The sequence below is a fragment of the Enterococcus raffinosus genome, assembly GCF_018917525.1.
Lineage (GTDB): Bacteria > Bacillota > Bacilli > Lactobacillales > Enterococcaceae > Enterococcus_A > Enterococcus_A raffinosus_A.
Map to the genome: position 1 here is coordinate 54,974 of NZ_JAHLOS010000017.1, position 14,860 is coordinate 69,833.

The 14,860-nt window shown below is 41.9% G+C and carries 16 protein-coding genes; 15 read left to right on the forward strand and 1 reads right to left on the reverse strand.

The genetic code is table 11. The annotated features are described in order from the left end of the window. Positions 1-7: 7 nt before the first annotated feature. The 13 genes from KQI58_RS12060 (at position 8) to KQI58_RS12120 (ending at position 11,498) form a co-directional block, all read left to right on the forward strand. Complete coding sequence (locus tag KQI58_RS12060) at positions 8-703, forward strand: L-ribulose-5-phosphate 4-epimerase (RefSeq protein ID WP_216409343.1); 696 nt, start codon at positions 8-10, stop codon at positions 701-703. Between the two features lie 25 nt (positions 704-728). After that, the gene (locus tag KQI58_RS12065) at positions 729-911 is read left to right on the forward strand and encodes a hypothetical protein (RefSeq protein ID WP_216409344.1); all 183 of its coding nucleotides are present in this window, start codon (positions 729-731) and stop codon (positions 909-911) included. 25 nt (positions 912-936) lie between these two features. Further along, positions 937-1,782, forward strand: a complete 846-nt coding sequence (gene rhaD / locus KQI58_RS12070) for a rhamnulose-1-phosphate aldolase (RefSeq protein ID WP_216409345.1) — start codon at positions 937-939, stop codon at positions 1,780-1,782. Beyond that, positions 1,775-2,800, forward strand: a complete 1,026-nt coding sequence (locus KQI58_RS12075) for an NAD(P)-dependent oxidoreductase (RefSeq protein WP_216409346.1) — start codon at positions 1,775-1,777, stop codon at positions 2,798-2,800. Before rhaD ends, KQI58_RS12075 begins: the two co-directional genes overlap by 8 nt. 254 nt (positions 2,801-3,054) lie before the next feature. Further along, the gene (gene mtnK / locus KQI58_RS12080; protein ID WP_216409347.1) at positions 3,055-4,302 is read left to right on the forward strand and encodes an S-methyl-5-thioribose kinase; all 1,248 of its coding nucleotides are present in this window, start codon (positions 3,055-3,057) and stop codon (positions 4,300-4,302) included. A 90-nt stretch (positions 4,303-4,392) separates the two neighbouring features. Continuing rightward, positions 4,393-5,448: a s-methyl-5-thioribose-1-phosphate isomerase gene (locus KQI58_RS12085; RefSeq protein ID WP_216409348.1), complete on the forward strand. Its 1,056-nt coding sequence runs from the start codon at positions 4,393-4,395 to the stop codon at positions 5,446-5,448. Between the two features lie 53 nt (positions 5,449-5,501). Next, the gene (locus KQI58_RS12090) at positions 5,502-6,143 is read left to right on the forward strand and encodes an L-fuculose-phosphate aldolase (RefSeq protein WP_216409349.1); all 642 of its coding nucleotides are present in this window, start codon (positions 5,502-5,504) and stop codon (positions 6,141-6,143) included. Between the two features lie 523 nt (positions 6,144-6,666). Next, entirely contained in the window at positions 6,667-7,917 is a 1,251-nt protein-coding gene (locus tag KQI58_RS12095; RefSeq protein ID WP_216409350.1) for an NAD(P)H-dependent oxidoreductase, read from the forward strand. Between the two features lie 57 nt (positions 7,918-7,974). Beyond that, complete coding sequence (locus KQI58_RS12100; protein WP_216409351.1) at positions 7,975-8,352, forward strand: transcriptional regulator GutM; 378 nt, start codon at positions 7,975-7,977, stop codon at positions 8,350-8,352. Between the two features lie 18 nt (positions 8,353-8,370). Further along, complete coding sequence (srlA, locus tag KQI58_RS12105) at positions 8,371-8,904, forward strand: PTS glucitol/sorbitol transporter subunit IIC (protein WP_016179328.1); 534 nt, start codon at positions 8,371-8,373, stop codon at positions 8,902-8,904. Positions 8,905-8,917: 13 nt separating this feature from the next. Then, the gene (gene srlE, locus KQI58_RS12110) at positions 8,918-9,991 is read left to right on the forward strand and encodes a PTS glucitol/sorbitol transporter subunit IIB (RefSeq protein WP_216409352.1); all 1,074 of its coding nucleotides are present in this window, start codon (positions 8,918-8,920) and stop codon (positions 9,989-9,991) included. Between the two features lie 29 nt (positions 9,992-10,020). Continuing rightward, a complete protein-coding gene (locus KQI58_RS12115) occupies positions 10,021-10,374 on the forward strand; it encodes a PTS glucitol/sorbitol transporter subunit IIA (protein WP_216409353.1) in 354 nt (117 codons plus the stop codon). 161 nt (positions 10,375-10,535) lie between these two features. Further along, positions 10,536-11,498, forward strand: coding sequence for a sugar-binding transcriptional regulator (locus tag KQI58_RS12120; RefSeq protein ID WP_216409354.1), 963 nt, complete (start codon positions 10,536-10,538; stop codon positions 11,496-11,498). A 78-nt stretch (positions 11,499-11,576) separates the two neighbouring features. Here the strand turns inward: KQI58_RS12120 and KQI58_RS12125 are convergent, their stop codons facing one another. Beyond that, positions 11,577-12,503, reverse strand: coding sequence for an alpha/beta hydrolase (locus KQI58_RS12125; RefSeq protein ID WP_216409355.1), 927 nt, complete (start codon positions 12,501-12,503; stop codon positions 11,577-11,579). 337 nt (positions 12,504-12,840) lie between these two features. On the opposite strand from KQI58_RS12125, the gene rbsR reads away from it, so the two are divergent. Both rbsR and rbsK read left to right on the forward strand, forming a co-directional pair. After that, positions 12,841-13,833: a ribose utilization transcriptional repressor RbsR gene (gene rbsR / locus KQI58_RS12130; protein ID WP_216409356.1), complete on the forward strand. Its 993-nt coding sequence runs from the start codon at positions 12,841-12,843 to the stop codon at positions 13,831-13,833. Between the two features lie 108 nt (positions 13,834-13,941). Next, positions 13,942-14,847 carry a ribokinase gene (rbsK, locus tag KQI58_RS12135; RefSeq protein ID WP_216409357.1) on the forward strand — a complete coding sequence of 302 codons (906 nt, stop codon included), beginning with the start codon at positions 13,942-13,944 and terminating at the stop codon, positions 14,845-14,847. Positions 14,848-14,860: the final 13 nt, after the last annotated feature.

Sequence of the window (14,860 nt, forward strand, 5' to 3'; positions counted from 1 at the left end):
CGAATGAATGTTAGAACAATTAAAAGAAGAAGTATTTCAAGCGAATTTAGACTTACCTAAACAGGGATTAATTAAATACACATGGGGCAATGTCAGCGCCTATGATTCTGAAACAAAGTATTTTGTGATCAAGCCTAGTGGTGTCAGCTATGAAGAGATGACGGCGGAGGATATGGTCGTTGTCGATTTAGAAAATAATGTGATCGAAGGGCGCTTGAATCCATCCTCCGACACACCGACTCACGCAGTCTTGTATAAGGAATTTCCGGAAATCGGCGGGATCGTTCACACTCATTCAACGTGGGCAGCTGCTTGGGCGCAGTCGGGATTGGATGTTCCGGCAATGGGGACGACCCATGCGGATACCTTTTATGGCTCGGTTCCCTGTGCACGATTTTTGAGTCAATATGAAATCGATGAAGGCTATGAACACGAAACGGGCTGTGTCATTGTGGAGACCTTCAAACAGCGTGAACTCAAACCCTTAGAGGTACCAGGGGTACTGCTTCATGGTCACGGGCCGTTTACATGGGGCAAGGATGCGCATAGTGCCGTGATGAATGCGGTAGTCTTGGAAGAGGTTTGTAAAATGAACCTGCTGACGCGGCAATTAAATTCTTTTGCGGAAGAGCTGCCGCAAAGGGTGTTGGACAAGCATTATTTACGTAAGCATGGAGCAAATGCTTATTATGGGCAAAAGTAGTTATTAATTAGGGAGGAGGATTACGATGATTAGCGATTTGTTTGTTTTGATTGGATTGGCCTTTTTTATCAAAATCTTTTTTGATGGCGCCAAAAAACTCGTGATTGGAGCGAATGGCGATGTTGTTAAGAGCAAAACGTATCTGATTCATGGGGCGTTAGGTGTGGCCTTTATGATCGTGGCACGACTAATTACGATCCTCCTCTAATCTATAGTTAACAGGGGATGATAAAGTGAAACTTCATGAGATCAATCAAGCTCCTTTTATCAAAGAAATGTGTGAAGCAACCAGTCAACTATGGGCGTATGGTTGGGCCGAACGGAATGGCGGGAATATCAGCTATCGCTTACCGCAAGAAGAGGTTCAATACTATTTCGATAGTGATCAGGTTAAAAGAACGATCCCACTAGATTTTACTGTAAAAAGCTTAGCAGGTGAGCTATTTCTTGTATCAGGTTCAGGTAAATATTTCAAAAATATTCAAAAGAATCCCGCTGATAGTTTAGCGATTATTCGAATAAATGCAGAAGGCGACAGGTATGAACTGCTGTGGGGACTAGAGGGTGGCGATTTACCAACGAGTGAGCTGGCGTCGCATCTTCAATGTCATGAAGTTCGTCTTGCACAAGATCCAGAGCATCGGGTTATTTTGCATACTCATGCGACAGCCATATCAGCGATGACGTTTATTCACGACCTAGACGAAAAGAAATTCACTAAGACGCTATGGCAAATGATCACAGAATGTATAGTCGTTTTTCCAGATGGGGTGTCGGTTCTCCCGTGGATGGTTGCAGGGACGAGTCAACTCGGAGCAGCCTCAGCTGAAAAAATGCAGAATTCTAGAATTGTGATTTGGCCGCATCATGGAATCATGGGCACTGGTCAAACGATGGACGATGCTTTCGGTCTAGTGGAAACGGCAGAAAAGGCAGCTAAAATCTATCTGCAGATTTGCTCAGCCAAACAAGAAATTAAGCAGCAGATCACAGACCAGCAGCTTTTGGATTTAGCAGAAAAGTTTCACGTGAAACCGAAAACAGGGATTTTATTGGAAGAAGGTTTGCAGGGTGACTAAGGTAGTTGTGATCGGTGATCCGTTCGTTTCGGCTGCAAATTTGGCGAATGCCGCAAAAGGGTTGCTACTTGAGGAGCCCATTAGTATTCAAAGTTTCGAATGGCAGTCTGAAAAAACGCGATCAGAATTTCGCGAAGTTATCAAAATTCTGGAGCATGATGGACCGAATGATTTTGAATGGCCTGCTGAGATTTTGGCAGCGGTAAGGGAAGCCGAGTATTTGCTCGTACATTTGGCGCCTGTTTCACGAAAGTTATTGGCTCAAGCAAAAAAGCTAAAGATGATCGGTACCTGTCGAGGTGGACTGGAGCATATTGATTTGGAAGCAGTGAAGGAGATACCCGGTCTTTCAGTAATCAATGTCATTCGTAATGCGGAACCAGTAGCGGATTTTACGATTGGTTTGATGTATGCGACTGTTCGCAATATCGCCGCTTCTGCCATTCAAGTAAAGCAGGGAAATTGGCCGCAGAATTTTTCCAACGATGCATACAAAACCTCCTTTTCCAATCTAAAAGTCGGGCTAGTCGGATTAGGACATATTGGAAAAATCGTTGCTAAACGTCTGACTGCTCTAGGGTTGGAGGTCAGTGCTTATGATGCGTTTATCGATCAAGCCATCCTAGATCAAGAAGGCTATCAAATCAAATTAAAAAGCTTAAAGGAGATTTTTAGTGATTCAGATGTAGTATCTCTACATTTGAGAGTAGTACCAGAAACGCAGAATCTGATTAATCACTCGTTATTGCGTTTGATGAAGCCCAGTGCCTATTTGATTAATACCGCGCGACCGGATATTATTAATCGAGCAGATTTACTAGACTGTTTAACCAAAAAGCAGATCGCGGGCGCGGGTCTTGATGTATTATGGGAAGAACCAATCGCTTCTGATGAGCCCTTGCTAGCATTGGACAACGTAGTCATTACTTCACATATTGCAGGCGACACCATCGACGCGATAGACCGTTCGCCACAATTATTGCAAGTAGAAATGAATCGAATATTAGTAAAAGCGTGAATTTACACTCATCTAAGAGTTGCATTTAACAATTTTAAATGTAAACTTTTAGATGAGTGTTTTTGTCAGTTTTTCTTCCTGCTTTAGCAGGTTAGAAAAATGATATGCGTACGAAAATAAAACCATTTTTCACGCTTCTTGAAAAATGAATATACCAGCAATGAGCTAGCTGTCAGTTTTTCTTGCCTTTGCAGGGTAGAAAAACACACAATTACATGGAGTTATCTGGGAAATTTAATGAATGAGGCGATAATATGAAGCTTACACCAAAGGAATCAGATGCGTATCAAAAACATTTTTTAATGGATACGGAAGCAATCAAACAATATGTTGTGGAAAGATTGGGCGCTTTCCCTTCAGAGACACCAATTGAAGTAACGGAGATTGGTGATGGAAATATCAACTATGTTTTTCGTGTGGTGAATCAGGCGACACAGGAAAGCCTGATCATCAAGCAAGCAGATGTTTTGTTACGTTCTTCTGGTCGACCATTAGACATTGAACGAAATCGGATCGAAGCGGAGATTTTGCGGCTGCAAAATGAGTTGGCACCGCAGTTTGTACCAGAGGTTTATTATTATGATCAAAAGATGTATGCTTTGACGATGGAGGATGTTTCTGACTATCGAAACATGCGCTATGAATTGATTGACAAGCAGAGTTTTTCTGATTTTAGCGAAGAAATCGCGGAATATTTAGCACGTACGCTGCTTTTAACGAGTGATTTGGTCTTGGATCGTGACGTGAAGAAGCAGCGCGTCAAAGACTTTATCAATCCTGAAATGTGCGATATCAGTGAAGACCTGGTGTTTACTGAGCCGTATGATGATTATAAACACCGGAATATCGTGACTGCGGGTAATGAAGATTTTATCAGAGAAAACCTCTATGAAAATGAACCACTTCAAGTAGAGGTGGCATTGCTGCGCCATAATTTTATGAATAATGCCCAATCATTGCTGCATGGCGATCTGCATACGGGCTCGATTTTTATTAATCAAACAGGATTAAAGGTGATCGATCCAGAGTTTGCCTTTTATGGTCCAGCAGGCTATGATATCGGCAATGTTTTGGCCCATCTTTATTTTCCCATGATCAAAAATTTGTTTGATTCGACGAGCGACCAAGAATTTCACCAGTGGTGCAAGGAAACGATTGCCGCTGTTTACGATCAGGTCCAGGCAAAATTAGCGACAGTTTACGATGAAGCGGTGACTTTTCCGTTGTATCGTAATCACGCCTTTAAAGAGACGATGCTGCAAAAAATCATGGAAGACGCGATCGGTTATGCTGGAACCGAGATCATTCGTCGTGTGGTAGGAGATTCAAAGGTGAAGGAATTATCCTTGATTCCTTCTGATAAAAAGGTCACGGCTGAACGGATTTTATTAAAAATAGGCATTCAATTAATTATTAATCGGCAACATGTTATCAGCGGCAGTCAGCTGATTGCTGGAATTGACGAAGCTGTTAATTCGACTTTTCCTAGTATGCAGAATTAAGAAAGATGAGGAACTGCTGTAAATTTAGCGGCACATTCAGCACTAAAAGGTTTTAGAACAGGATTCCTTCAATAGAAGCAGGTGAATAATTTGGAAAGACAAGATTATACGATGCCGACATTACTGCAATATGAGAATGTCGCGTGGTATGAAAACGGAAAAGTCCGTATTTTGGATCGGCGAATTTATCCGACGCGGATCGAATTTGTGGAGTGTGAAACGCATCAAGCCGTAGCGCAGGCAATCACGGACATGGTTACACAAAGCGCCGGACCTTATACTGCGGCAGGTATGGGTATGGCATTAGCGGCGGAAGAGAGCCGCGATTTCGCACTAGAAGATCAGGTCGCTTATCTCAAAAAAGCCTCCCACACGATTGCTAACGCTCGTCCGACAACGGCAAATCGCATGACATTAATCACAGAAAAATGTGTAGAAGTAGCTGTGCAAGCATTGGACAAAGGGGAAGATCCGACCGAAGCGATCAAACAAAATACGATCGATTCCTTAAATCGCCGTTATTATACAATGGATCAGGTAGCCAAATACTTGATTGAAAAAATTCCGGATAACGGGACTGTTTTGACCCAATGCTTCGGTGAAACGATTATAGGCATGTTGCTGCGAGAAGCGATCGAACAAGACAAAACACTGCGCTTCTATTGCGCAGAGACGCGTCCGTACTTACAAGGTGCGCGGCTGACAGCCAGCTGCTGTGCTGAAATGGGCTTTGACACAACCGTTGTTTCTGATAATATGATCGCTTATTTAATGGCGCATGAAAAAATCGATCTATTCACTTCGGCGGCGGATACGATCGCTCAAGATGGCTATATCGCCAATAAAGTTGGTACGTATCAAATCGCGATTTTGGCACAACGATTTGGCATTCCTTACTTTGTTACAGGCATTCCGGATACAGATAAAACAAGCCATGAAAGCATCAAAATCGAGATGCGTGATCCTGAACAAGTGATGGAGTTGAATGGGATCAAACATACTTTATCCGGGGTTAAGGCCATTTATCCATCCTTTGATATCACACCGCCAGAATTAATTGGAGCAGTCGTGACAGATCGTGGAATTTTTTCACCTTATGATTTGAAACGCTATATCAAAGAGCAACCGGAGAATAATTTTTATTGATTGAATGATTACGTGATGAAAATAGAAGCATCAACAGGAGCTGGGAGAAGAAGATGAAGCATTTAAAAGAGCGTGAGCTGATCGTTGACTATGGCAAGAAGCTTATTACTGAAAAATTAACGACGGGTACTGGCGGCAACATCAGCATTTATCTACCTGAAGAAGAAGCGATGCTGATTAGCCCAAGCGGCATTCCTTATTTTGAAACAGTACCGGAAGACATTGTACTAATGGATCTTCATGGTAATGTGTTGGAAGGCAATCGTAAACCTTCAAGCGAATATGATCTTCATAGTATTTTTTATGCGAATCGTCCAGACGTTCGCTCAGTTGTTCATACTCATTCAGAATACGCGACGACATTTGCCTGTCTGCAGCAGGAAATTGAACCGTTGCATTACATCATTGGTTCTGTCGGTGAGAAAATTCGGTGCTGCGAATATAAAACGTTTGGTACTCGGGAATTAGCTGAAGAAGCCTTCAACTTTATTCATGAAGACAACGGGATCTTGTTAGGCAACCATGGCGTTTTAACCATTGGTCCAGACTTATCCAGCGCCTTTGGTGTGGCGAAGGATATTGAGTTTCTTGCTAAGCTCGATTACCGGGCGCGATGCATTGGTACACCAAAACTACTAAATCAGGAACAAATGAAAGAAGTTCTAGAGAAGTTTGAAACCTATGGACAACAATAAGCAACCGCTACTTTGACACGAGTCAGAGTAGCGGTTTTTGTTTTTCGCAGTAATAAATGAGAATGAGTTATATAAAAATTTCGTTGTTCGCTCGTTCACAATTAAAATAGTCTGTGAGAATTTTTAATTGGTCTAATTTTTTTAAATGGCTGAATGACTTGCCGGTTTGTAGAACTTATCTTTTGATTAGATTGTGAACAAACCTTCATGAGTATGTCCTTATCTATTATGTTTCTAAATTAACGTTTTCCCACTATTTGATTTGTAGTTATTTTAAGAATGTGCATTTGTGACTTTTATATTCTTTGAATTGTTTCAACCTAATAGAGGATATCTCTTTGATGTTGGTATATCACGTTTTTTACGGTAGTTTCTACTTTTGTAACATATGTTCCAATTGATGGAAAATGATAGTTTGTGAAAAGAAAGCGTTGACATACCTTTTGTCGATGTTATACTAAAAGTGATTTAAGGCATATGTCAAATGTGTTGTCATATGTCAAAAAAGTATGGAGGGGTAACAATGACACTTTATGGGAAGCTTTTGGAAAGAGAAAGAAATGGCGCACCGATCAAAGTTGGGGTAATTGGTGCAGGTCAAATGGGTTTTGGGATGATTGCTCAGATTTCAACGATTCCAGGGATGGCAGTGACCGGTATCAGTGATATCAATAAGGATGCCGCGCAACGAGCAGCGGATGCTTATAATGCAAGTGCAGAGAAAAAAGTGGATATCTTAGTCAGCTCAGATTTTAAAGAAATCATTCATTCAGACAAGGTAGAAGTTATTGTTGATGCGACAGGTGTCCCAGAAGTTGGTGCCCAAATTTCGCTGGAAACGTTATTAGCGAAAAAACACATCGTTTTACTGAATGTGGAAGTGGATATCACAATTGGACCATTGATGAAGAAAATTTATGATGCGGCAGACTTAGTTTACACAGGCTCTGATGGGGATGAACCTGCTGCAACGACAGAATTATTTGAATTTGCAAAAAGCATGGGGATGGAAGTCTTAGTTGCTGGTAAAGGCAAGAACAACAAGTTGAAGGTTGGTGCAAACCCAGATACTGCGCAAGCAGAAGCGGATTCTAAACAAATGTCCAGTCACATGTTGGCTGCCTTCCAAGATGGTACGAAGACCATGGCTGAAATGAACCTATTGTCGAATGCAATTGGCTTTATTCCTGACAAAGTAGGAATGCACGGGATCAGCGGAGATGTAGATTCAGTTATTAAGGATTTAGACTTGAAGGAAAATGGCGGTATCTTAGATAAATATGGCGTCGTTGAATATGTTGACGGATTAGCACCAGGCGTGTTCGTAATTGTTAAAGGACAAAATGACGGGGCGCGTCATGAGTTAAGCTATTTGATGAAGAAGGGTGATCGTGACCATCATATCTTGTATCGTCCATATCATCTAGCTAGTTTAGAAACACCGATCACGATTGCAAAAGCAGTCTTGAATCACGATCATGCAATCGTACCATTAGGTGCTCCAATTTCAGAAACTGTTGCGGTAGCGAAGAAAGATATCAAAGCGGGTGAAAAAATCGATGGCATTGGTGGTTATTGCGTACGCGGTGTGTTAGAAACTCATGCGGATCTGGTGAAAAACAACAATGTACCAATCGGTTTAGTTGGCGGCTCTTCTGTTGCGAAGCGCGACATTAAAGATGGAACGTTCTTAACCTATGATGATATTGAGATTGATGAATCAACTACGGTTTATCGTTTACGGAAACTTCAAGATTCAACGTTTGGTGATTAAGGCAAATTTAAAGCAGATGAGGGATACCCTTGTCTGCTTTTGGAGAGGATGTAGCTTATGAGTGGCTTAGTAATTGTTTTGATCGTTTTGATGCTTAGTCAAAGCCTGTTAAGCATTGTTCAGGTGAAATATTATCAGCGGTTTATTAAGAAGATCACGACAGAACAGGCAGGCACGGAATATGAGTTTTATACCGAGGTGGTAAAGGGAAGACTTTTACGTGCGATCGTCGCGGTAGTCGTGGATGCAGACGGCAGAGTTATTCAATGTTATGTCTGTAAAGGATTAACGATATTTGCTCGCTTTAAAGAGGACCAATCGTATAAAGGAACGCAATTGGTTAATTACAGTAATGTCGCAAAAGAAAAAGGCGCATCCCAAACGGAAAAAGCATTATCGCAGATTTACACACGGAAATTGGAAGCGGTTACCTAAAAAGAGGAGGATTTTATAATGAAATATATCGAATGGGCAGGGAAAAACTTTATTGGTATGTTTGAAGCCGGCGGTGAACAGTTCATGGGCTACATGACTGGGATCGTCCCACTATTGATTGTACTTTTAACATTTACTTATTCCGTTATTGCATTTATTGGTGAAGAACGTGTAGATAGAGCGATCCGCTATTGTTCGAAGTACATGATTCTACGTTACTCTTTGATGCCGATTTTGGCGGTTTTAATGCTAACGAATCCGATGGCATATACCTTTGGTAAATTCGTTAAAGAAGAAGAAAAACCAGCGTTCTACGATGCGGCCGTTTCTTTTGTCCATCCTGTTACTGGGTTGTTCCCGTATGCGAATGCCGGAGAACTTTTTGTTTACTTAGGAATTGCCAATGGTGTAACGAAGGCTGGGTTCAGTCAATCAAGTTTAGCTGTGCGTTACTTCCTAGTTGGGATTGTAGTTATCCTGATTCGTGGAATTGTAACAGAGAGACTAACGAAATTCATGATGGCTAGAGAAGCGAAGAAAGCGACTGCGTAAAGGAGGAATCGTAATGTACAAAACAGTATTTGTAAAACCTAGAAGTAAAGGTTGGGGAGTTGGTCTGACATTAGTTCCATCGGAGCAAAAAAATAAAGTTGTTTCTGTTACAGGTGGCGGTATTCATCCGGTGGCGCAGCAAATTGCTGATTTAACCGGTTGTGAGGCTTGTGATGGCTTTAAGAATCAAATTCCAGAAGATGAAACTCTATGTGCCGTAATTGACTGTGGCGGCACGGCTCGAATCGGTGTATATCCGATGAAGCGCATTCCGACAGTGGATGTTTTACCGTCTTCTCCTTCGGGTCCATTATCTAAACATATCACGGAAGATATTTTTGTTTCAGGGGTCCGTCCAGAAGATGTAACTATCTTAGAAGAGGCGAATTTAGAAGAAAAACAAATGGCAGCGATTAATCACGCTCATGCACAGGATGCAGAATCAGCAGCCGTGACAGAAAAAATTGTGACAAAACAAGACGAAGGTCGTGAGTCTGAAGAAGAGTTCAGAGAAAGATATTCAAAAATCAAAGAAGAGCATAAAGAAGAACAAGCGAAAAAGGACAGCTTCTTAGTTCGTTTCTCCCGTGTTATCGGCGGAGTGATGAGTACCTTCTACCAATCTGGTCGCGACGCGTTAGATATGCTGCTGAAAAATATTATTCCTTTCATGGCATTTATTAGTATGATTGTTGGGATCATCAACTACACGGGTGTTGGTGACTGGTTGGCTAAAGTCCTTTCACCATTAGCAGGTTCATTACCAGGGATGATTGCTCTAGCATTAATCTGTAGTATTCCGATCCTGTCGCCGATCTTAGGACCAGGAGCGGTAATTTCACAAGTTATCGGAGTATTGATTGGTACACAAATCGCCAATGGTTCGATTCCTGTACAGTATGCATTGCCGGCATTGTTCGCAATTAATGCACATGTAGGTTGTGACTTTATTCCGGTAGGGTTATCATTAGGAGAGGCAAAACCGGAAACGGTTGCAATCGGAGTGCCAGCGATTTTATACGGTCGGATGTTGACTGGTTTTACTGCGGTAATATTGGCATGGTTGGCTAGTTTCGGAATGTATTAAAAACTTGTTTGAATGGAGCGAATGGATTGATGGTAAAAACCAAAATTATTGAAATTGGCAGTATGGTGCCAGCATTTGAGGAAGAACGCTTAGTTATTTTGTTTGGTCCTTCTGCAACGGCAGAATTAAGAGATATTTGTGTGATTCATGAATTTGAGGATCGCCCTAAAGATGCCCTAAAGGTCGGTGGGAAAATCAAATTTGGTGATCAAGAGTTTACGATCGAAGAGGTAGGTTCGCAAGCAAATGCAAATTTTGAAGAATTAGGACATATTTCGATTTATTTTCGTAACGCAATTGGAGAAATTCTACCCGGGGCAATTATTGTCAGCCCAGGGACTTTCCCAAGCTTTGAAGTCGGCGGCGTGATCGAAATTATTTAGTTAAAAAAGGTCGAGGATGTGCCGAACAAGGGACATCCTCGGCTTTTTTACAGTTTGTACGTATAAATGGAGCGATATGTTTCATGATTCTGGTACTTGCAGGGGAGTAGGATCAACCGTATAGTGGATGGGATCAAAGTTGTTCAGAGGGTGGGATCAAAATGGCTATAAAGCACAATCGGGACATCGTAAAAGTGGCTACGATGTATTACAAAAAGAATTTGAAGCAGTCAGAGATCGCTAAATATTTGGGTATCTCACGTTCACTGGTTTCAAAATATTTGAATGATGCAAAGAATGAAGGTATCGTTGATATTTTTATTAAAAGCGAGAGCGCCTATTCCATCGAACTGGAGCTGGCTTTAGAGGAAACATTCGGGTTGAAAAAAGCCGCAGTCTTAGATACCAGCAGCTTGCGAAAAGACGAGATCGAGCGCCTGCTGGTTCAAACAGCAATTACGGCTTTTCAAAAGGAGATCACGAAAGCCCAAACGATCGGTCTTTCTTGGGGAAAAATGCTGCGGGGAATCGTTGATGAGTACCCTTATGAGAATCAAGCAGATACCACGATTATTCCATTAATCGGCGGACTAGGGTCAGAGATGGTGGATGTTCATTCCAATCAATTGGCCTATGATCTAGCGAAAAAGCTTCGAGCGAAATGTAAATATCTTTACGCACCGGCACTGGTGGACAATGCTTTTATCAAAAAGAGTTTGATTGAAAATGACGGCATCCGCGATGTGCTAGAAGCCGGGAAAAATGTTGACTTTGCACTAGTTGGAATCGCCAGTCCGTTTTCTAAAAATAATACGATGACGGAGATCGGTTACGTCGATCAGCAGGACATCGACGAGTTAGAGAAATTAGCGGTAATCGGAGATGTCAATTCAAAATTCATTGATCAGAATGGTCAGGAAGTTACTTGCGAGATCAATGAAAATGTTATTGGATTAGGTGTTGAGGATGTACGGAAAATTTCGAATGTCGCTGTTGCCTGTTATGAGAAAAGTAAAAGGGAAGTGCTGTACGTCGGGACGAAAACAAAGATTTTTACCCATATTACGGTGACGGACAGCTTGGCTGAATACTTACTAGAGCGAGCAAAAAACGAGACGCCTTGAGTGTCTCACTTCAGATTGGAGAAAAAAGAGGTTCTAAACTCGATTTTTTCGAGCGTAGAACCTCTTTTTTGCGGTATTTTAGTGCACGTATTTTTGCAGAAATGCCGTGACCTTTTGCTGATACATGGCAGGATCACTGCTTAGAGCTTCTGCATGTTTAGCGCCATGAACGACATATTTTTCCTTTGGACCTTTAGTTGCATTATAGACTTCATCCAGCATCGAATAAGGAACAAAATCATCCTTATCTCCGTGAATGAACAGCATTGGGCGCTTATTCTTGTTCAACTGCTTGATAGTATCTGCCTCGCCGAAGAAGTAGCCTGCGCGAACTTTCGTCACTAAACTCGTTACTGGAATCAATGGGAATGCTGGCAAATTGAACATTTGCTTCAACTGATAGCTCAATTCTCCATTAGCAGAGCTATAACCGCAATCCTCCACGAAAGCTTTGACATTGTCTGGCAGCTTTTCTCCGCTAGTCATCATAACAGTGGCAGCCCCCATACTGACGCCGTGCAGGACAATTTCAGATTGAGGGTCTTGCTTGACGATGCGATTGATCCATTGCAGATAGTCCTTTCGTTCCGCCCAGCCAAAGCCGATATAATCGCCTTCGCTTCTGCCGTGACCGCGAGCATCCGGCATCAATACGTTGTAGCCGAGGTCATGATAAATTTTGGCATATTGCGGCATATCGGAAGCTTGTCCCATATAGCCGTGGGCAATGATGACTGTTTTGTGCTGCTCTTTTTCAGCCGGTAGATAATAAGCAGACAGTTTCAGCCCATCCGTTGAAGTCAGCTTCCAGTCTGTGCGATTATTTTTATTGTTAAACCAGTCTTCAGCGGCAATCAATTCCGCCGACTTTTTATCTGAACCCTCAGCTAGGAAATCTTTTTCTGCTGGAACAACAGCATACGAATAGAAATAATTTCCCGCCGCGATCAGCCCGATTCCTAAGATCAGAACAATTACTAAAATGATTTTTGTGATTTTATTCATTTTTTCCTCCTACAAATGCATCATAAGCAGTATAAAAAAATTTCCGGCTCATAGCAAGTTCACAAACTGTCGTATTTACAGGGCTATGCATTCATGAGAAAATGTAGCAGAGTTTAGAGCAGGCTGATATACAAAGCAAACCTAAAAGTGATTTATGTAAAAATAATCACCTTACTACGAGGATGTCAGTTCTGCTTTTCCCAGCTAATAACGCACGAGCGATATACCTGAATTATTAATGCTATTAAGCCCGAGCAGTTTAGCAGAATGATATACGGAGCGAAAAAAGTGATTTTTATAAAAAATCATTACCTTACTATGAGCGAGGAGAAATCAAATGAAAAATAAAAAAATTACGATTAAAGACGTTGCTAAGCAATCTGGTGTCTCAATCGCAACGGTTTCCCAGATTTTAAATGGCAACGATCAAAAATTCAGTCCTAAAACGGTCGAAAAAGTACAGGCAGCTAAGACAGCACTGAATTATGAACCAGATTATTTTGCCCGCCGCATGATCATGAAAAAAAGCAAAACAATCGGGGTTTTGGTTCCTGATATCACCAACCCTTTTTTTAGCACCTTGGTGCGAGGCATCGAAGGTGTTTTATATCGTGAGAATTTCGTGACCATGTTGTGTAATGCGGATTTGGATACAAAAAAAGAAACGGATTATCTGGAAGAGCTGAGCCGCCGCGGAGTCGATGGCTATATCATCGCCAGTTCAGCAATATCCAATCAGGCCATCAATGATTCCCTGCGGAAAAAGAACCTGCCTTATATCGTTTTGGATCAAAAGAAAGCGGAGGGCTTTAGTGATGCGGTCCTAACCGATGACTTTTATGGCGGCAAACTCGCGGGTGAACATCTAAGTCAGTTAGGTCATCGAAGAGTAGCGGTTGTCTTGCCGGAAGGTGCAACAGAAAACATCCAAACGCGGTTGACAGGCTTTCGCGAAATTTATCCGGATACTATCCTGATCCATGGCGAGTTGTCAAAAAATGGCGGACGCCAAGCGGCCAAAGAAATCATCAAGACAGAAGCAACTGCAATTTTTGCGATCAATGATGAATTGGCTTTTGGTCTTTATTTAGGTCTGGCTGATCTGGGGAAAAAAATTCCAGAAGATTACAGTGTCATCGGATACGATAATATCGATATGTGCGAATATGTGACGCCGCAGCTGACGACAATCGCGCAGCCAATCTATGAATTAGGTCAAACAACGGCAGAATTGTTACTGGAAAGAATCGAAAAGCCTGAGAAGCATTGGGAAGAAAAGACCTTACCGGTTCAACTAATTGAACGTTTTTCAGCAGCACACTTGAAATAGCTTTCAAGCTGTGCTATATTTTTGGTGTCGAATTAAAACGTTTTAATAAAACGTTTTAATTTCAAAACAAATGAATGAGTCTAACAAATAAGAAGTGGAGTGAATAAAATGAATACGATTACAGTTATTGGGAGTATCAATCTTGACCGCACGATTCGTGTAAAACAAATGCCAAAGCCTGGTGAAACGATGCATACGAAGGAAATTTTTTCTGCTGGCGGAGGTAAGGGCGCTAATCAAGCCGTTGCAGCAAAACGTTCCGAAGCAGTAACGAATTTTATCGGAGCAATCGGCAACGATGAAGCTGGCGAAATGATGCGGGAGCTTTTATCAGAAGAGGGTATCGAATTAGCTGGCGTACAAACCTTGGAAAAGCAAGCAACCGGGCAAGCCTACATCATTGTGGATGACCAGGGTGAAAACAGCATCATGATCCATTCAGGTGCCAATAATGCTTTCACACCAGAACAAGTTCAGGCGCATGCTGATCTAATCAAAGCCAGTGATTTCGTTGTTGCACAATTTGAAAGCACTTTAGAAAGCACGATCGGAGCCTTTACGATTGCTCGGGAGGCTGGGGTAAAAACGATTCTAAATCCGGCTCCAGCTTTAGAAAATGTTCCTGAGGAATTATTGAAGGTTACCGACATGATTATCCCAAATGAAACGGAAACTGAAATTTTAACGGGAATCAAAGTGACGGATGAAGCCAGCCTAAAAGCCGCAGCCGATCATTTGCATCAGCTAGGAATTGAAGCAGTGATCATTACTATCGGTAGCAAAGGCGCCCTTTATGATGTGCAAGATCGCAGCGGCATCGTACCTGCATTCAAAGTCAATGCAGTGGATACGACGGCGGCCGGCGATACCTTCATTGGCGCGATGAGCAGTGTTTTAAAGAAGGATTTCAGCAACTTGGAGCAAGCGATCGAATACGGCAATCAAGCTTCTTCGCTAACCGTTCAACGCTTCGGTGCACAACCATCGATTCCCTACAAAAATGAATTAAAGTAATGAAAGGATCTTT